General features: G+C 38.7%; 20 protein-coding genes. 9 read left to right on the forward strand and 11 right to left on the reverse strand.

Translation table 11 applies throughout. The features are described 5' to 3' along the window. Positions 1 to 254: 254 nt before the first annotated feature. Positions 255 to 2,417: a malate synthase G gene (locus tag F907_RS08125; RefSeq protein WP_016652326.1), complete on the forward strand. Its 2,163-nt coding sequence runs from the start codon at positions 255 to 257 to the stop codon at positions 2,415 to 2,417. A 157-nt stretch (positions 2,418 to 2,574) separates the two neighbouring features. Continuing rightward, positions 2,575 to 3,195 carry a 2OG-Fe(II) oxygenase gene (locus F907_RS08120; protein ID WP_005241851.1) on the forward strand — a complete coding sequence of 207 codons (621 nt, stop codon included), beginning with the start codon at positions 2,575 to 2,577 and terminating at the stop codon, positions 3,193 to 3,195. A gap of 51 nt (positions 3,196 to 3,246) precedes the next feature. Here the strand turns inward: F907_RS08120 and F907_RS08115 are convergent, their stop codons facing one another. Next, positions 3,247 to 4,401: an IS4 family transposase gene (locus F907_RS08115; protein ID WP_005003123.1), complete on the reverse strand. Its 1,155-nt coding sequence runs from the start codon at positions 4,399 to 4,401 to the stop codon at positions 3,247 to 3,249. Positions 4,402 to 4,556: 155 nt separating this feature from the next. Between F907_RS08115 and F907_RS08110 the strand changes: the two genes are divergently transcribed. After that, positions 4,557 to 5,222: an SOS response-associated peptidase family protein gene (locus F907_RS08110; RefSeq protein WP_016652327.1), complete on the forward strand. Its 666-nt coding sequence runs from the start codon at positions 4,557 to 4,559 to the stop codon at positions 5,220 to 5,222. A 54-nt stretch (positions 5,223 to 5,276) separates the two neighbouring features. On the opposite strand, the gene F907_RS08105 is transcribed toward F907_RS08110, so the two are convergent. Both F907_RS08105 and F907_RS08100 read right to left on the reverse strand, forming a co-directional pair. Then, positions 5,277 to 5,741: a MarR family winged helix-turn-helix transcriptional regulator gene (locus F907_RS08105; RefSeq protein WP_005241849.1), complete on the reverse strand. Its 465-nt coding sequence runs from the start codon at positions 5,739 to 5,741 to the stop codon at positions 5,277 to 5,279. Between the two features lie 672 nt (positions 5,742 to 6,413). Next, complete coding sequence (locus F907_RS08100) at positions 6,414 to 7,271, reverse strand: alpha/beta hydrolase family protein (RefSeq protein ID WP_016652328.1); 858 nt, start codon at positions 7,269 to 7,271, stop codon at positions 6,414 to 6,416. Between the two features lie 135 nt (positions 7,272 to 7,406). On the opposite strand from F907_RS08100, the gene F907_RS08095 reads away from it, so the two are divergent. Then, a complete protein-coding gene (locus F907_RS08095) occupies positions 7,407 to 7,862 on the forward strand; it encodes a hypothetical protein (RefSeq protein ID WP_016652329.1) in 456 nt (151 codons plus the stop codon). 11 nt (positions 7,863 to 7,873) lie between these two features. On the opposite strand, the gene F907_RS08090 is transcribed toward F907_RS08095, so the two are convergent. After that, positions 7,874 to 8,134 carry a hypothetical protein gene (locus tag F907_RS08090; RefSeq protein ID WP_016652330.1) on the reverse strand — a complete coding sequence of 87 codons (261 nt, stop codon included), beginning with the start codon at positions 8,132 to 8,134 and terminating at the stop codon, positions 7,874 to 7,876. Between the two features lie 381 nt (positions 8,135 to 8,515). After that, positions 8,516 to 9,817 carry a branched-chain amino acid transport system II carrier protein gene (brnQ, locus tag F907_RS08085; RefSeq protein ID WP_016652331.1) on the reverse strand — a complete coding sequence of 434 codons (1,302 nt, stop codon included), beginning with the start codon at positions 9,815 to 9,817 and terminating at the stop codon, positions 8,516 to 8,518. Positions 9,818 to 10,175: 358 nt separating this feature from the next. Between brnQ and map the strand changes: the two genes are divergently transcribed. Then, positions 10,176 to 10,970 carry a type I methionyl aminopeptidase gene (map, locus tag F907_RS08080; protein WP_016652332.1) on the forward strand — a complete coding sequence of 265 codons (795 nt, stop codon included), beginning with the start codon at positions 10,176 to 10,178 and terminating at the stop codon, positions 10,968 to 10,970. A gap of 29 nt (positions 10,971 to 10,999) precedes the next feature. On the opposite strand, the gene F907_RS08075 is transcribed toward map, so the two are convergent. Both F907_RS08075 and F907_RS08070 read right to left on the reverse strand, forming a co-directional pair. After that, positions 11,000 to 11,920, reverse strand: a complete 921-nt coding sequence (locus F907_RS08075) for a LysR family transcriptional regulator (protein WP_005275131.1) — start codon at positions 11,918 to 11,920, stop codon at positions 11,000 to 11,002. 55 nt (positions 11,921 to 11,975) lie between these two features. Beyond that, positions 11,976 to 12,404 carry an HD domain-containing protein gene (locus tag F907_RS08070; RefSeq protein WP_005275132.1) on the reverse strand — a complete coding sequence of 143 codons (429 nt, stop codon included), beginning with the start codon at positions 12,402 to 12,404 and terminating at the stop codon, positions 11,976 to 11,978. Between the two features lie 79 nt (positions 12,405 to 12,483). Here F907_RS08070 and F907_RS08065 point away from each other — a divergent pair, with 79 nt between their 5' ends. Beyond that, a complete protein-coding gene (locus tag F907_RS08065) occupies positions 12,484 to 12,807 on the forward strand; it encodes a hypothetical protein (RefSeq protein WP_016652333.1) in 324 nt (107 codons plus the stop codon). Positions 12,808 to 12,858: 51 nt separating this feature from the next. Here F907_RS08065 and grxD read toward each other — a convergent pair whose 3' ends face one another. Next, complete coding sequence (gene grxD, locus F907_RS08060) at positions 12,859 to 13,200, reverse strand: Grx4 family monothiol glutaredoxin (RefSeq protein ID WP_004639270.1); 342 nt, start codon at positions 13,198 to 13,200, stop codon at positions 12,859 to 12,861. 163 nt (positions 13,201 to 13,363) lie between these two features. On the opposite strand from grxD, the gene F907_RS08055 reads away from it, so the two are divergent. Beyond that, complete coding sequence (locus F907_RS08055; protein WP_005275135.1) at positions 13,364 to 14,578, forward strand: aspartate aminotransferase family protein; 1,215 nt, start codon at positions 13,364 to 13,366, stop codon at positions 14,576 to 14,578. 61 nt (positions 14,579 to 14,639) lie between these two features. On the opposite strand, the gene F907_RS08050 is transcribed toward F907_RS08055, so the two are convergent. The 3 genes from F907_RS08050 to F907_RS08040 all read right to left on the reverse strand — a co-directional run bounded on the left by F907_RS08050 (position 14,640) and on the right by F907_RS08040 (position 16,251). Beyond that, the gene (locus tag F907_RS08050) at positions 14,640 to 15,071 is read right to left on the reverse strand and encodes a CBS domain-containing protein (protein WP_016652334.1); all 432 of its coding nucleotides are present in this window, start codon (positions 15,069 to 15,071) and stop codon (positions 14,640 to 14,642) included. Positions 15,072 to 15,209: 138 nt separating this feature from the next. Continuing rightward, a complete protein-coding gene (locus F907_RS08045; protein WP_005241831.1) occupies positions 15,210 to 15,587 on the reverse strand; it encodes a DUF2750 domain-containing protein in 378 nt (125 codons plus the stop codon). A gap of 430 nt (positions 15,588 to 16,017) precedes the next feature. Then, complete coding sequence (locus F907_RS08040; protein ID WP_004653777.1) at positions 16,018 to 16,251, reverse strand: SEL1-like repeat protein; 234 nt, start codon at positions 16,249 to 16,251, stop codon at positions 16,018 to 16,020. 226 nt (positions 16,252 to 16,477) lie between these two features. Here F907_RS08040 and F907_RS08035 point away from each other — a divergent pair, with 226 nt between their 5' ends. Then, positions 16,478 to 16,837, forward strand: coding sequence for a hypothetical protein (locus F907_RS08035; RefSeq protein WP_005241830.1), 360 nt, complete (start codon positions 16,478 to 16,480; stop codon positions 16,835 to 16,837). Between the two features lie 110 nt (positions 16,838 to 16,947). Continuing rightward, entirely contained in the window at positions 16,948 to 17,277 is a 330-nt protein-coding gene (locus F907_RS08030) for a hypothetical protein (protein WP_016652335.1), read from the forward strand. Positions 17,278 to 17,312 lie beyond the last annotated feature (35 nt).

Raw genomic sequence — 17,312 nt, forward strand, 5'->3', positions numbered from 1 at the left:
ACTTATAGGGATAAGGCTTTATTCTTGGTCGAATTTTGTTATAACTAGATGAGTTTGAAAAAGGGAGTATGTTGCATAACTAGAAAACAAGCACGCATCATTTGATATTTTGATAAGTATAAAAAAATATGTTTGTCAATACTTCTAATGAGGAAAATGCTTACTATTTAGGAATGTGATATTACTATTCAGGCTAGTATAAATCAGTATACTAGAATTCTTGTTATAAAAAGTTAGCACCATCAGGAAAGACAATGACTGTACGTATTCAAAAAGGCAAGCTAGCGATTGCTAAAGAACTTTACGATTTCATCGAAAATGAAGCTTTACCAGGTACTGGTTTAGAGAGTGAAACTTACTGGAAAAACTTCGAGCAAGTCGTTGTCGACCTTAGCCCAAAAAACAAAGCATTATTGGCTAAGCGTGATGAACTTCAAGCAAAGATTGACGAATGGCATCGCAACAATAAATTTGAATTAAATGCTTACAAGGCATTCTTAACTGAAATTGGTTACTTAGAGCCAGAAGTTGCTGATTTTCAGGTAACGACTGAAAACGTTGACGAAGAAATTGCATTATTGGCTGGCCCACAACTTGTTGTACCTGTGCGTAATGCACGTTACAGCTTGAACGCTGCAAATGCACGTTGGGGTTCTTTATATGACGCACTGTATGGTACAGATGTTATTTCTGAAGAAGGTGGCGCAGAGAAAGGCAAAGGCTATAACCCAGTTCGTGGTGATAAAGTCATTGCTTTTGCCAAGGACTTCTTAAACCAAACTTTCCCATTGGCACAAGGTTCGCATGCAGATGCAACTCAATATGCAGTGGTGAATAACGGTTTAGCTGTGACGCTCAAAGATGGTTCAACCACGACTTTAGCACACGAATCCCAGTTTGTCGGTTTCAATGGTGAAGCGGCGAGCCCAACTGAAATCGTTTTATTAAATAATGGCTTGCATGTGATTATCGAAATTGATGCAAATAGCCCGATTGGTAAAACAGATGCGGCTGGCGTTAAAGATTTAACCCTTGAAGCTGCCGTGACCACGATTCAGGATTTGGAAGATTCGGTTGCAGCGGTTGATGCTGAAGAGAAAGTGGAAGGCTACCGTAACTGGTTAGGTCTAATGAAAGGTGACTTGCAAGAGTCAATTGAGAAAAATGGTAAAACCATTACGCGTACCTTAAACAAAGACCGTACTGTACAGAATCTGATTGGTGGTACAACGACATTGCATGGTCGTTCATTAATGTTGCTTCGTAACGTAGGCCACTTAATGACAAACCCAGCGATCCTTGTTGAGGGTGAAGAAGTGTTCGAAGGCATCATGGATGCTTTAGTTACACCTTTGCTGACCGTTGCTGATATTCGCGGTCAAAACGAGAACAAAAACTCGCGTAAAGGTTCAATGTATATCGTTAAGCCAAAAATGCATGGCCCAGAAGAAGTGGCATTTGCGGTTGAACTGTTTGAGCGTGCTGAACAAGCCATCGGTTTGCCTGCTAAATCACTCAAAATCGGGATCATGGATGAAGAACGCCGTACGTCTGTGAACTTGAAAAACTGTATCTTTGCTGCAAAAGACCGTACCATTTTCATTAACACGGGCTTTATGGACCGTACAGGCGATGAAATCCATACGTCTATGGAAGCTGCGCCAGTTGTGCGTAAAGAAGCTGTTAAAACCCAAAAATGGATTGCTGCTTACGAAAACCGTAACGTTGCAATCGGCTTAGCATGTGGTTTACAAGGTAAAGCGCAAATTGGTAAAGGCATGTGGCCAAAACCAGATAGCATGAAAGATATGTTGGCGACCAAGACCGCACATCCAAATGCAGGTGCAACTTGTGCATGGGTTCCATCACCAACAGGCGCAGTACTGCATGCATTGCACTACCATCAAATCAATGTAAAAGCACGTCAAGATGTATTGGCTGCTGAAGACATGCTGACTTTAGATGACTTGTTAACGCCGCCATTTGCACCAGAAACAAACTGGTCTGCAGAAGAGTTAAACAACGAACTTGAAAATAACTGTCAAGGGATCTTGGGTTATGTGGTTCGTTGGGTAGATCTTGGTGTTGGTTGTTCTAAAGTACCAGACATTAATAACGTTGGCTTAATGGAAGACCGTGCTACTTTACGTATTTCATCTCAACACGTTGCAAACTGGTTGCGTCACGGTATCGTAACGCGTGCGCAAGTTGAAGAAGTACTTAAGCGTATGGCGGTGATCGTTGATCAACAAAATGCCAATGATCCGCTGTATACACCAATGGCACCAAACTTTGATGGTATTGCATTCCAAGCCGCTTCTGACTTGATCTTCAAGGGCGCTGAGCAACCATCGGGTTATACCGAGCCATTGTTACATGCTGCACGTTTAAAGTTAAAAGGTTATACAGGTGATTAAGCTCATCTAATATAAAAAGCCTCTTCGGAGGCTTTTTTATTTCCGTGGCTTGAAGGAAGCTTTGATTGAGAAATAGATCTAAAACAGGATTAAGCATTATCTTGATCAAATTTTTGCTATAATTGCTACAGTTTGATCATTTAGTCGAATCATAGCGATGTCACAAATTTTAAAATTAGATGCTTTAAAACAAGCGCAAGTTTCTACCTCACCGTATCCTTACTTTGTTGTAGAAAACTCAATTGTGGACAGTGAAGTAAAAGCTGTTATTCAGGATTTTCCAAAAATCCAGCAAGGTGGTAGCTATAATATCGAAGATGTTGAGATTAAACCTAATTTTGATCGTTTCTTAAAATCGTTAGATACCAAAGAATTTCGTCAAATCTTGACTGAAAAATTTGATGTTGATGTGATGGAACATCCGATGATGATCACTTTACGTGGTTATTCACGTCAAAAGGATGGTCGTATTCATTCCGACTCGAAAACCAAGTTGTTGACCATTTTGATTTATTTAAATGAATCTTGGGATGCGCCGACAGGCCGTTTACGCATCTTGAATGATGAAAAGAATATGGATGACTATGTTGCAGAGATTGATGCTGGACCAGGAACCCTTGTTGCATTTAAGGTGACAGATAATGGTTGGCATGGATATGTACCTTTTGAAGGGCAACGTCAATCGATCCAGATTAATTTCTTAACCAGTGATAAAGCCAATGCAAAACATCGTTTTATCCACGGCTTAAGTGCGAAGATGAAAAAATTATTTGGTTAATTTGATCTAAGAATAAAAAGGAGGGTTGATGCCACTGCTGTCCCACAAATATCACAAGAAGAACCTCAATTGAGGTTCTTCTTGTTTTCGCCATTTTTTATCAGGCACAAAGAGTGACCTTAAAAGTTTCCTTTCAAATAAATTGACCTGAATAATTCTCAGTAAACGCTGAACACTCCATCCTTCTTGTGCCATGTGTTTAGCGAAGTTCACCAGCAAATAGGCAATTAATGCAATCCATATTTGCGTTTGTATCGCATTGCGGCTTCGACCTAGAAATGACTTCAGTTTTAAATTCTGCTTGATGGCTTTAAAGAATAACTCAATCTTCCAGCGATCTTTATAAATTGCAGCAATGGTGGATGCTGCCAGATGAAAGTTGTTGCTCAGAAATTCGAATGTTCTTTTCTTATCTGTATCATAAAACTCTATACGTCTTAATAATTCAGGTGCGCCTCTTTTCTTGGCATGCGCACTGCTCAATTCAATACATTCATCCGCAATAATCCCTTTAGTCTCTAATACGCTGCGGCTTGATTTAACTTGATAAACTGTCTTTGGGCGTAGCCGGGTTACAAAGCTGACGTTCTGAAGTGTCAACTGAGCAAACCATTGATAATCAACATATCCTTTATCAAAGACGATAATGCTGCCAGCAGGAAATTTAAATGCTCTGCCTTGCACCATATCATTTTCAATACCATCCCCAAGCGCTACAAATTCAGGAATGGTATTGCTGTGATTTAAGCCAACACTGAGTTTAATACTGGCTTTGGATTCATGCACTTTTGCCCATGCGCACAATGACAGTGAAAGATCAATATGACTGGCATCTAGTGAATACAGCGGATTTTTGAATCTAAATTTATGTGCAGTTTTAGAGTTTTCACAGCGCTGAAGCAGCTGTGTGAACAATTGCTGATACAGGCTGGCGGGCTGTTCTTCGTTGAGTCTTGCTAAGGTGCTTCGCGCAATTCTCTTCGCGCCAAGATGATAGAGCTTTTCCTGCTGGGATTCGAGATTGGATTGAATGTCTCTTAAGCTTTGCCGACAAGAAAGTTGGGACATCAATATAGCAACAAACTGATCCCAGCGGGTGGCTGATCTTAATTTTTGCCCAGAGTGGTGTAGTTTAGCCAGACGTTCAAAATCTTGTCTTAGAATGGGTTTGAGTAATTGATGAAATACGGTATTCTGATGTGACAAAACCTGACTCCTTTATAGTTAAAGTGTTTGTTTGCACTCATATTTTAACTATTTAGACTCAGGTTTTTTTTATTTAAAGCAAACTATGGGACAGTAGTGGGGTTGATGCCTCCTTTTTTTAACTTTATTTTTTAGAGATACGTAGTGATCTGCTTATGTGTGCTAACTATAAACCTTTGACGGTTGAACAAGCCAAACAGCTAGAATTGCCTTTGATTCCGTTTGAATATGTGGATGAGGTTTACCCAAGCTATAAAACGCCTTTGCTGTTTAAATCGGAGCAGGGGCTAGAGTGGCGTGAAGTATTATTTGGTTTAGTACCGAAGTGGTCGGAAGATACCAATATTTCTAAGCATACTTATAATGCAAGACATGAAACTATCTTTCAGAAACCCAGTTTTCTTGAAGCAGCATCTAAATGCAAGTTTGGTGTGATTCCTGTTTCAGAGTTCTATGAAAGTAAGTATATCGATAATAAACCGCAACGCTGGGGTGTACGCCGTAAAGATGGGCAAGCGTTTTATATTGCAGCACTTTATGAGATCCGTAAATTGAATGAACACACTGTTCGTTCAGCGACCATGCTGACTATGGACGCGATAGACCACCCGATGATGAAGGATTTCCATGAACCGGGTAATGTGAAGCGATCCGTGGTGGTTATTCCACATGAGCGCTTGGATGAGTGGTTAAGCCTGAAGCAACCCCATCAACTCTATGGGTTTATGAATGGCTTTCCCGTAGAGGAGTTTGAATGTTCTTATGTATCGAAAGCAAGGCTCGAAAAAGTAACCCCACAACTCAATATGTTTGACTTGTAATTTTAACAATAAAAACAAAGGCTTCAATATTGAAGCCTTTTTTATCTCTGTTTGTTAACGCGCAAGATTCTTAAACATATGACGCAGAATTTCCATCGTCTTTTCAATTTGTAAAGGCGTAAGACCATCAAAAGATTGCTCTAGGATGATGGCTGTAAGATCATTAATTTTTGTGATCATCTCTTGGCCTTTTTCTGTAAGAAAAACACGTGTTATACGGCCATCTTCTTTACATGAATAGGTATCGATATAGCCTTCATCTTTAAGGCGATAAACGATTTTGGTGGTTGTAGACATTTTTGAAATAACCATGTCTGAAAGCTCTGACACACTTGCATGTGGTTTGACATGTAAGGCGATTAAAATACGACGACGAGAATTGTCTAGACCATATTTTTTAAGTACGTTGTCAATGTTTTGGACGTATTGAGCATTTACTTGAGAAATCCAGTAAAAAGGGAAGTCTTCTAGGTTAAATGAATCGGCTGTAGGTAAAAAACGCGCATATTTTTTTGGCATCACTTATTTCCTGCTTGCACAAGGAGCGACATCTTGTTGCTCCTAGATTCCATGAAATGTCTCTAACTTTCCTGTTAAAAAAATCAATTTCCAGATTTTTTTAGCATTCCATTTTTTAACACTTTTATCGAAAGATAATGCTGGAATTATCTTAATTCTAAATGAATAAGTCATCATAAAATTCACATAAATCAGCTATTAATGATGTACTATCCAGTCGTCATTCCTTTGCAGATTATGTTCAAGTTTTGAATTCTTGCTCATCTGTAGAATAATCATATTGTAGAAAAAAAATACGATTTTTGACGTGACATTTTTATAATAATTTCTGTCTAAAATGTCATAAATATAGAAAATCAATATATTTAAAAAATAAATAATGCTTAAAAAATAGAGAATACAAATGCTTGTATTAATCAATTGGTTAAAATATGGCACATCAAAAAATTAAAAAAGTTGAATAAATACATTCTTTATCACATTTTTCCGATGAAATTTTATCATTGATTGTTTGAAAATCATTGGAATCAAGTGGTTTGAGTCAATCGTGATGGAGTATGGTTGCTGTAATCAATAAATCTAAGCGGACGGGATATTTAAGATAAAAAGACGCATCTAAACAGGATTACAGGTTTAGATGCGTAAAGTACCAATCGGAGAAAGTGCGTAGATTTAAATTCGCAGTTCGCTTTCTATGAGTGACCATAATTTTTGATGGGATTTTTTAAACATCAGCATGTGTCCAATGTATTTATAACCGTGCTGCTGTGGATTCAATTCAATCAATTTAGTTGAGGCATTTGGATATAAACGTAAGAGATCTTGGACATTTTCCTGTGTGGCAATTTCGTCATCGCTTGCCCAGAAAGAGGTGATTGGGCATTGAATTTCTTGGTGATAGTCTTCAAAAATGGTCTTGCCAATCGCATTCATCACATAACCGGGTTTGCTACAAAACTCTGCCCATTGTCTGGCAACATTTTTGGGGAGGTTTTCACCCATGCCAATAAATTGAGTTGCACCATAACCTTTGAAAAAACTGGAAATTGGAAAAATAATATTAAACATTACTGGCGCAAGGATTTTGGTTTTTCCTTTTAAACCTTTGACATGTCCTGTTGAGCCTGCAATTGCCAAAACTTTAACAACTTTATTGTAGTTGGGGGTAATGCCGAGCAACTGTCCACCCGCACTGTGGCCAATGATGATGACTTTTTCAGCTTGGCTGCGATTTAATAATGTTTCGATTGCTGCTGGAATATCATAGATTCCCCAATCGCTAATGCTGGCATTAGAATCCTTAAGTGCACCGTGCAACGATTTACCAATCCCCCTAAAATCAAAGCTTAAAACATCATAGCCTTGCTGGCTAAGCCAGTCGGCAAAAGCGTGATAGAAATTTTTGGTAATCCCTGTTGCTGGACAAATCAAGATAGGGTATGGCTTGCTATTGCCTTGTGCAGGATAAAACTGGGCAGCAAGTTGATAGTTATCTTGACAATTGATCCAAAAAGATTCAGAGCGATTCATTAAAGCATACTCGTGTATTCGCATCGTTCTACTTTACACAAGTTCCAAAAAGAAACTCGTTTAAAAAATGACTTAAAAGTCAAATTTTATGTAATATAAGCGCACAAAAGGAATAGATTGTTTTCGGGGATATCTATGTTGGTTTTAAACAGTGCGACACAACTTGCAATTATATTTAGTGGGATTTTTTTGTGGATGGGGATGTTAACTGGGGTTTGGAAGTATTATCAAATCAGACAGTCAGAACTTGCTCGGGCACATTATTATGTTGATATTGCACATCGGAGTAGTTTGCTTTATGCCTCTGCCAGTTTGATTCTCGCTGCATTAAGCTTCTTTACGGTGCTATCAGATTCACTGGTTTTGTTTTGCGTTGTTGCGAATTTATTCTTTTTTACAATGTCGATTTTGATTTACATCTTGCACGGCTTATTAAAGGATACAACCAATCAATTTAAACAGCCGCATCAAATTGGGCGCTGGACTTTACCTGTATGGTGTATGACTTTGATGATGCTCAGTTTAATTGTTGTCGAACTGGGCGCTACGACAATTTTGTTATTGGGTACAATTGCCCGATTCTGGAATTAAAAAATGGATGATTACTCATCCATTTTTCCTAAAGTATTTTTCTGTCGAGTTACACTTAGCTGTCGAAACTTTCGATCGACAATCGCCCACATACAAAAGGCCAGCGATACAACCAATGCATATGCAAAATATTCGGGTTTTAAATTACCTTTAATTGTGCCTTGAAACAACAATGTAACCATTAAGGCAACTGTTGTTGTTGCATATACGATTGAATCATTAGCCTTCAGAGTGTTAATGAAGACTTGCTTGTTGAAATGTATTGATAACATCTCCATCCCTCCTTGTTGTGACGACAAAACCATGTGTTTTTGTCTGAATTGTTTTTTTAGTTGTACTGCTATTTTCTGAGCATTTCAAGAGGGATAAGGGGTATTTTGAAAATAAATTTTTGAATGTACTGATTTATATAGCTTTAAAGTATTTTTTATAGTGATTTGTACTATTTTTACATTTTGAAAAACGATTGAGTAAGTGTGTTGAATAAGAATAGTGGGTTTCCAATGCTTGATTTGACTGGAACGGAGTGATTTTGTTGTTTCCAAAGAAAAGAAAGATTTGTCGTAAACAAAAAATGAACATTGGATAAAAGAACATTTTTTGTATAGCTAAAATCATGTTTGGGTAAAACATCATTTTAACGACAAATCATTTTATTTCTTAGATGACGATACGCGATCAATCAAAATTGCAATGACAAGAACAATAATTGATGGAAGTAACCATGCAAGATTCTGTTCATTCAAAGGTAAATGCTGAATAAAAGTCGGTAATTGTTGAGTAAAGCCAGCTGCTTTAATCGCTTCAATAATACCGAATAGGAAGGCAATAGTTGTCACTGAACCAACAACGATTGATGGATTATTCCAGTGTTTCCAGAAAAAGCTCAGCATGATTACAACAATTGCAGGTGGATAAATGGCACTTAAAACAGGAACCGAAAACGCAATCAGCTTGGTTAAACCTAAATTGGAAATCAATAATGAAAAACCAGTTAGGATGAAAACCAGTAATTTATAAGATAAACCTGTTAACTCATTGAAATATTCAGCACATGCACAGGTTAAGCCAATTGCAGTGACCATACATGCAAGGAAGATTAGGCAAGTTAGGAAATATGAACCGTAATCACCAAAAGCATGCTGAACATAGGCATGTAGAATGATTGCACCATTGGCTGCGTTTGGAGCGACTTCATGACTGCCTAGGCCAAGTTTGAACAAACTAATATAGACTAGAGTTAGTCCTACACCAGCGATCAAACTCGCGATAATCGCATATTTGGTAATGAGTTTAGTATCTGTGACTCCACGAGATTGGATCGCTTGAATAATCACAATACCGAATACCAAAGCACCTAAAGTATCCATGGTTAAATAACCACTCACAAAACCTTCAGATACTGGGCTGCTCACATAATTATTTACAGCAGGTGAAATCATGCCTGTTGGAATGGCAAATGCAGCGATACCTAAAATTGCAAGTGCAATAATTTTTAACGGTGCAAGTACATGACCAACAGTATCGAGTAGTTTGTTTGGATACAGTGAAACTGCGGTCACAAAAGCAAAGTAAACAATACTATAGATAAAGAGACTACTGCCTGATGTACCAAAATAAGGTGCAAAACCTATTTCATAAGAAACGGTAGCGGTACGTGGGGTGGCAAATAGTGGCCCTACAGATAAATAGCAAACAATAGTCAGGAGTAAGCTAAAAAAGCGTCCTAAAGGAGAGCTAATGATTTCGATCGAACCTTTCATGCGAGATAAGGCCATAATCGTAATCACAGGCAAACCAACTGCAGTGATTAAGAAACCGAAAGCAGCAAGCCAAACATGTTCGCCAGCCTGCTGAGCAACGATTGGAGGAAAGATAATATTGCCTGCGCCAATGAATAACGCAAAGGTCATAAAACCTAAAGCAATGATATCTCCTGTACGAAGTTGATTCATAACAAGGGAGGCATAAAATAAAAGTGCGAATTTTAAAACAAAAATACATTCTTTTGAAACTAATTTTATGTGAAAACTGTTTGTTTTTTGACTAAAAAGAAATTATGAAAATCATATAATTAGCACTGGTAAAGCTAATGTGTTGAAAAGATTTTTAAAACTTGGGAAATGTGTAGCATCTGTATTTTTTTCTTTAGTGCAAATCGACATTCAAGATAAAATAAAAATGATCTTTTAGTCTTAAAATGATTGAAGATTTGAATGCAAAGGCGTACAAATATTGAAATACTTGATGCAGACCCCATATAAATTTTCTGCGTGTGATTTTAATCTAATCAATGAATAAGGAATATCTCGAATGAGAGCTTCTACTGTGACCATTAAGACTGAACAAGATCTGGAGAAGTTAAGAATCTCGGGTCGTTTAGCGGCACAAGTGTTGGAAATGATTGGCGCTCATATCAAGCCAGGCATTTCAACTGAATATTTAGATGATATCTGCAACGATTATATTGTGAATACCTTGCAGGTTATTCCTGCCAATGTGGGGTATCACGGTTTTACCAAAACCACGTGTATTTCGGTCAATGAAGAAGTTTGCCATGCGATTCCTTCTGCGAAAAAGATCTTGCAAGAAGGGGATATTCTAAATATCGATGTTGCGGTTATTAAAGATGGTTATTTCGGTGATACCAGTCGCATGTATTTTGTGGGTGAACCGAGCCCAGAGGCGAAGAAACTGGTTGAAACGACGTATGATGCAATGTTAGCCGGAATACATGCAGTAAAACCAGGCGCGACATTGGGTGATATAGGCTATGCGATTCAATCGGTTGCACAAGCTCAAGGTTACAGTATCGTTCGTGAATACTGTGGGCATGGAATTGGCCGTATTTATCATGAGCAACCGAATATCTTACACTATGGGCAAAAAGGCCAGGGTATGGTCCTGAAGAAAGGCATGGTGTTTACGATCGAACCAATGGTAAATGCTGGGAAACGATATGTAAAAGAGCTTAAGGATGGCTGGACTGTGGTGACACAAGATAAGTCATGGTCAGCCCAATGGGAGCATATGGTTGCAGTCACCGATGATGGTTTTGAATTATTGACCCCGTGGCCAAATGGTACGGGATCTTATGCGCCTGTTTAAGCTTGTCTTTTAATTTAAAGCGCGATTATTTAATCGCGCTTTTTTTTAGTTGAACATTGTGTGAGTTCTTCAACAAGGTAGTCAATAAAGACACGTACGGCTGGCAACAAGCCACGTCGTGACGGATAAACCGCATGGAAAATACCGTGAGGCGCAGTCCACTCTGGTAAAACGGTTACCAGTTGTCCTGATTTAACAAAATCTTGGGCAATACTGTCTGGTAATAATGCAACGCCACAATTTTGGGTCGCTAGTTCTGCCAGCATTAATAGGTTTGAACCCATGATGACTGGATTCACTTTGATTTTTTTCTGTTGATGGTCTGGTCCTGTAAGCAGGAACTGCTGATCAAGATGATCTTCGGCCATGCTGATAATACGGTGTTCTGCTAATTGTTCTGGCGTACTAATATTACCAAATTCATTTAGATAAGCTTGGCTCGCAAACAAACGCTGTTCAATCGCTTCAAATTGGCGTAGCACAAGATTTGGATCATCGTCCAGCTTCGAGCGGACCCGTAGAGCCAAATCAATCCCTTCATTGATCACATCGACCCGGCGATTGCTGATCATCATTTGTATGCGAACTTCAGGATACTTTTTCAGAAAGGCGGGTAGGATTTTGGCCATTTGATTCTGTGCAATATCTACAGGCACGCTCACTTTGATTACGCCGCGTGGCTGGCTACTTAGGTGATTCACCACATCGTGTGCTGCTTGCGCCGCATTCATCATCACTTGTGCATGGCGATAGACATCCATCCCAATGTCTGTCACAGCAAAATGACGTGAACTGCGTTGAATCAGACGCACGCCGAGTTGTTCTTCAAGATTATAAACCCTGCGGCTGAGTTTAGATTTAGGAATATCAGTCGCACGTTCTGCGGCACTGAAGCCGCCGTGCTCTACAACAAGCGCAAAGCAATAAAAGTCATCTAAATCCGTTAGCATTACGCTATAAGCTCCAGCTTTTTGTCATCAAGTTAAATTAGTATCAATGAGATTATTAAACATTTTGGGCCAATAGGATATCTCGAACTTGTTTATATTCGTTCAAACGCTCCAAGTCTTTGAGTGTCGGCGCTGGAATTCGAGACAAGTCCATATTGTCTGTGATATCAGCTAATTTCACAACACGTGCAATCGGGTTTTGCACAGTTCTTTGTACAGCCTGTAGTCGAGATTCACCTTGCTTTTTAGTCAAGGCAACAATAGCTTCAACAATATGCGTTTGAAATCCTAAAGCATATAAATCTTCAGCGCTTGTTTCGGTATCTTCCAAGACATCATGCAAAACAGCGACAATTTTGTGCTCAATGTCGGGAACATTCAGCATCACCCTTATGGGATGTAGAATATAAGGCGCGTTGGCTTTATCGACTTGCCCCGCATGTTGTTGTGCTGCGAATGCAATGGCTTGTTCTAGGGTTGCCATCAGCTAAATCCTCCGATAGAAGATAGATTAGTGCATCATATTCTTTTAAACTGATTGAAATTTTTTACGTTTTATCATTATGTCATATCAACTCATCACTATTGCCGATGCGACCCAAAACATTGTATGTCCTTATTGCCAACATGCCGTTTTAGACTGGAATCAGGAGCAATATATTCAACCGTGTGAGCATACTTTGTTTATGGCGATGGACTTGGGCTTTGAGTTTATTGCAGATCGCTTCGAAGAAGTTTTACCACAATCTGTCGATGAAATTCATGAAGATCCAAACATGAATATTTTTGCCAGTGTGACACAGGTGAATTATCCAGATTTACACATTTATAAAGCAGATTTGGGCGTAGAAGGGATGTTTCGCTATGTCGGTTTTAGTCAGAACTAAAATGAACCCAATAAAAAAGCCAATCATTTGATTGGCTTTTTACTTTACAGCTTATGCTTCAGGAGCAGGGCTGTACTGTTCAACTAATGGCTTTAACTCGCCATTTTGGAACATTTCAAGCATGATGTCGCTACCACCAATTAACTCGCCATTAATCCATAATTGTGGGAAAGTAGGCCAGTTCGCAATTTGTGGTAAAGTCGCACGAATATCTTGATTTTCCAAAATATTTACATAGGCAAATGGACGACCAATTTGGCTAAGTGCTTCTACTGCACGAGCAGAAAAACCACATTGCGGGAATTGTGGAGTGCCTTTCATGTAAAGTAAAACAGGGTGTTTCGCAATTTGATCACGAATTAACGCTACTGTATCACGCGCTTGTTCCGTCATAGATAGATCCTCTACTAATCTCCCTGCATTATACCTAAAAAAAAGCGTGGCGGAGGATTGCAAAAGATTTTTCTTATATAAATGTGACTTTACGCTTTCAATCTATGCAAGTTTTTGCTTATATAACTTTTTTCACCACTACTACTGATAGATTGAGTTTGTTATGACTAATATCACTCTGGCTCCTGTACAACCTGATCAACCATCACACCTTATGGCAACTTATGGTCGCCAAGCGATCAGCTTTGTACGAGGGCGAGGGGCATATTTATATACGGCCGATGGAACGGAATATCTAGATGCACTTACTGGAATTGCGGTATGCGGCTTAGGGCATGCACATCCGGTAATCGCGGAAGCAATTGCTGAGCAGGCTGCGACATTGGTGCATACCAGTAATCTCTTTGAGATTCCTTGGCAAACAGCAGCAGCGCAAAAATTGGCTGAAGTTTCAGGTATGGAAGAAATTTTCTTCTCAAACAGTGGTGCAGAATCAAATGAAGGCGCAATTAAAATTGCACGTAAGTTTGGTGCACAACAAGGCATTGCCAACCCTAAAATTTTAGTGGCTGAACAGTCATTCCATGGCCGTACTTTGGCAACCTTGTCTGCAACAGGCAATAAAAAAGTTCAGGAAGGATTTGCACCTTTGGTTGAAGGCTTTATTCGTGTGCCATTTGGTGATGTCGAAGCAATTCAAGAAGCCGCAATCAATCATCCTGAGATTGTTGCGATCTTGATTGAACCAATTCAGGGTGAAGGGGGCGTCAATACAGCGCCACAAGGTTTTAGTTATCTGGAAGAAGTGCGTGCTCTATGTAACCAGCATAACTGGTTGATGATGCTAGATGAGATCCAGACTGGTAATGGGCGTACCGGTAAATACTTTGCATATCAACATACCAATATTATTCCTGATGTAATGACGACAGCCAAAGGCTTAGGCAATGGTTTTCCAATTGGTGCGGTGATGACTCAAGGTAAAGCTGTTGGTTTGCTTGGTGCGGGTAGTCATGGTTCGACCTATGGCGGAACCGTTTTAGGTTCACGTGTGGTCTATACCGTACTGGATACGCTTGAGAAAGAGAATGCAGTTGAAAATGCAGCAACCGTTGGGGCTTATATTGTTGATCAATTAAGAGCTCAATTGACTGATTACAATGTGCAAGTACGTGGTTTTGGGATGATGATCGGTATTCAATTACCGAAAGACTGCGCGGAACTGGTTGCGATTGCACGTGATGAGTATCAATTGATTGTCAATGTCACCGCAGGTTCAGTGGTTCGTTTATTGCCACCGCTAAATATGACACAAGTACAAGCAGATGAGTTGCTAAAACGCCTTGTGCCTGCCATTCAAAATTTTCTCAAAGCTTAACTAAGTCGTTACTCATAAAAAAGGGCAATCAATTTGCCCTTTTTTATATCTAAATAAATGCTTAGCCAGAGATATATTGCTGAAGTTGTTCAATCAGAATGCGTTGATCATCCATCGCAGCTTTAACCAAATCACCAATGGAGATAAAACCGACAAGTTTCTCTTGATCGAGTACAGGTAAATGACGCAAATGGCGATCAGTCATGAGATTAAGGCATTCTTCTACCGTGTAGTTTAAACTCACCGAGATTACTTTTGACGTCATAATGTCAGCCACAGGTGTGTTGTTTGAAGAGCGCTCCATCAACGCAATTTTACGTGTATAGTCACGTTCAGAGAAAATGCCGACGACTTTTTCGTCTTCAGCAACGACTAAAGCACCAACACCTTTGTCTGCCATAATTTTAATTGCTTCAAGTACAGTCGCATTCGGTGAAATGGTGAAAATTGATTGTACTGCTTTATTCTTGATGACTTGAGCAACGATTGTCATTGTTTATCCACCTGTGTTGTATTGTCATTTTCATTTAACTTAACGGTATTTTTTTTAATTGCAAAGCCCTAATTTCTTTCCAATGATAACTTTTTCTCATGAATGTCTAAAAAGTCATCATTGAGATGACATAAATAGCTAAACCGTCACAGCAGTTTGCTGTGGCATAAAGAAGAAATGCTGCATTTGCTGGGTTGAAAGTTTAAATTTTCGATGTGAAGAGTTAAATAAGGCTGGCTCGACCTGTAAACGTGTTAAGGTCGGGAGTAGTGATTCATGGAAATCTTTAGGCGTGATTTTTCGTGGTGTGTAGTGTTTCCAATGTGCTTTGGCATAGCGATGAGCTTGTACGCCGTTGAGCCAAAATGGAAATACGTGACCGTCTTGATCAGATTTAATCGCCCATCCTTGATGGTATAAACCCCAAAGCACGCCACAATACATCATTGTTTTTAGAATTGAAATTTTAATCATCAACTCACGTGAGACAGGTTGGAAATGGTTAAAACGGTACATTTTATTGAACTAATATTCTTAAACTTATGGTTTATTATAAGAAATATAGATGGCAGTTATGTTTAAACAATTGATCTAAATCGTAAGCAAATATTGTTCGTGCAAAAGAGGTCCATGCTCAAGGCGATTGAATAAAAAATTGATGCAGTCCAAGACAAGCCAAGCACATCGTCTTTATTAGGATAATGCTTTTATGAATTCTTAAATATTAAAAATGCCACTTGAGCAAGGCAAAGCGACTAAGCTTTGATGCAGTGCAAGTCAAGCAATAGGGAGGATAGTGTTAATATGGGGTATGTAGGTATTAAAAAACGCCACCTGGGCAAGGCAAAGCGACTAAGCTTTGATGCAGTGCAAGTCAAGCAATAGGGAGAATAGTGTTAATAGGGGGTATGTAGGTATTAAAAAACGCCACCTAAGTGACGTTTTATTATGCTTGCAAGGTTGCCATCTTCTGCCAATACTGTGCCTTCAAGGAATCTCGTTCTACTCGGAAGCCTTGGTAATACAATTCTGCTAAAAATAACGCCGCTTTACCGTGGCCTGCTTTAGCAACTTCCTCTAGCTCTTTTACTGCATCTTGGAAGTTTTTTTGCGATTGAATCGTGTTAACCGCGTTGGCATAAACATGTTCTAGTTCATGATGTGTAAATTGTTGAATCATATAATAACTCCTTATTTTAATTATGATTACCGCACATTCTATTCAAAGATACTCTACTTTGAATCTAAGCTACTTTAACTTTGAATTATTAAAGTAATATGACAAATTGCTGGAAATGTCAAATATATTAAGTATCTTTGCGTAAATAAAAGCTTACACGATTAAACATTAACCACAAATAATTTTAAGTAAAATCAAAGTGAGAATAATAGAAAAGGAGAATAACATGTCAAATGTCATTGATGGCGTAACTGTGGATGTTCCACCATTAGAGAGTCAAATTATTGCTTTAGCACATCATCACCGTAAATTACTTGATGAAGCCATTTTTCATCAAGAAATTCATTTGGGTGATTATTGCTTGGCACAGCGTAAACGTGTCTATGATTTTGCCAGCCATTTAAGCCCAGAGCAAAAGGATAGGTTCTATATGATTTATGATGGAGAACTGAAAAATATTGCAGATGATGATGATTTGCATCCTGCTGATGCCGAAAGTGGTGTGGGTATGTTTGCCATTTTTATTACTTTAGTCATTATTGCTTTTATTCTGTATTTTTCCTTTGTCCGCTCATTAATTAGTTAATTGCAGCAAAGTTATGTGCGTTCAATAAGTTGTGGAATTGTGACTTATTGAACGTTGTACTTGTTCTAACTGAATCAGAGACATACACTACCTCTAATTCGAGGTAAGTTATGTTGTCTATACTTTCTAAGCATAAAGTGATGCAATCCAGATTAGGATTAAAATTGGACCAATTTTATAATGTTTTGGTCGGTATTATTATTTTGTCTATTTTTATACTTGCGTATAACGCTTTACAGCGTCCGATTAATACAGTGCAATATCAAAAAATCCTTCAGTATGCACATCAAGCAAGTCATCCAAGAACGCAGCATTTGGCTGAAGAGGTGCTCACCCATGCTTCAATTCGCCGCATTGACTACTTAAAGCTTTTAAATGCGTATCAATTTGAATCGAACCGGATTAAGCAATATCCGGCAATGGCAAAAGAGGATGAATGAGTTTTAAACGACTCATTTCTATCAATAAATGAATG

Origin of the sequence: Acinetobacter colistiniresistens, from assembly GCF_000413935.1 — a bacterium.
Taxonomy (GTDB): Bacteria; Pseudomonadota; Gammaproteobacteria; order Pseudomonadales; family Moraxellaceae; genus Acinetobacter; species Acinetobacter colistiniresistens.

Excerpts from the sequence above, each read along its gene's own strand:
- F907_RS08125 (WP_016652326.1), top strand. The coding sequence starts at position 255 with ATGACTGTACGTATTCAAAAAGGCAAGCTAGCGATTGCTAAAGAACTT.
- F907_RS08120 (WP_005241851.1), top strand. The coding sequence starts at position 2,575 with ATGTCACAAATTTTAAAATTAGATGCTTTAAAACAAGCGCAAGTTTCT.
- F907_RS08110 (WP_016652327.1), top strand. The coding sequence starts at position 4,557 with ATGTGTGCTAACTATAAACCTTTGACGGTTGAACAAGCCAAACAGCTA.
- F907_RS08105 (WP_005241849.1), bottom strand. The coding sequence starts at position 5,741 with ATGCCAAAAAAATATGCGCGTTTTTTACCTACAGCCGATTCATTTAAC.
- F907_RS08100 (WP_016652328.1), bottom strand. The coding sequence starts at position 7,271 with ATGAATCGCTCTGAATCTTTTTGGATCAATTGTCAAGATAACTATCAA.
- F907_RS08095 (WP_016652329.1), top strand. The coding sequence starts at position 7,407 with ATGTTGGTTTTAAACAGTGCGACACAACTTGCAATTATATTTAGTGGG.
- F907_RS08090 (WP_016652330.1), bottom strand. The coding sequence starts at position 8,134 with ATGTTATCAATACATTTCAACAAGCAAGTCTTCATTAACACTCTGAAG.
- brnQ (WP_016652331.1), bottom strand. The coding sequence starts at position 9,817 with ATGAATCAACTTCGTACAGGAGATATCATTGCTTTAGGTTTTATGACC.
- map (WP_016652332.1), top strand. The coding sequence starts at position 10,176 with ATGAGAGCTTCTACTGTGACCATTAAGACTGAACAAGATCTGGAGAAG.
- F907_RS08075 (WP_005275131.1), bottom strand. The coding sequence starts at position 11,920 with ATGCTAACGGATTTAGATGACTTTTATTGCTTTGCGCTTGTTGTAGAG.
- F907_RS08070 (WP_005275132.1), bottom strand. The coding sequence starts at position 12,404 with ATGGCAACCCTAGAACAAGCCATTGCATTCGCAGCACAACAACATGCG.
- F907_RS08065 (WP_016652333.1), top strand. The coding sequence starts at position 12,484 with ATGTCATATCAACTCATCACTATTGCCGATGCGACCCAAAACATTGTA.
- grxD (WP_004639270.1), bottom strand. The coding sequence starts at position 13,200 with ATGACGGAACAAGCGCGTGATACAGTAGCGTTAATTCGTGATCAAATT.
- F907_RS08055 (WP_005275135.1), top strand. The coding sequence starts at position 13,364 with ATGACTAATATCACTCTGGCTCCTGTACAACCTGATCAACCATCACAC.
- F907_RS08050 (WP_016652334.1), bottom strand. The coding sequence starts at position 15,071 with ATGACAATCGTTGCTCAAGTCATCAAGAATAAAGCAGTACAATCAATT.
- F907_RS08045 (WP_005241831.1), bottom strand. The coding sequence starts at position 15,587 with ATGTACCGTTTTAACCATTTCCAACCTGTCTCACGTGAGTTGATGATT.
- F907_RS08040 (WP_004653777.1), bottom strand. The coding sequence starts at position 16,251 with ATGATTCAACAATTTACACATCATGAACTAGAACATGTTTATGCCAAC.
- F907_RS08035 (WP_005241830.1), top strand. The coding sequence starts at position 16,478 with ATGTCAAATGTCATTGATGGCGTAACTGTGGATGTTCCACCATTAGAG.
- F907_RS08030 (WP_016652335.1), top strand. The coding sequence starts at position 16,948 with ATGTTGTCTATACTTTCTAAGCATAAAGTGATGCAATCCAGATTAGGA.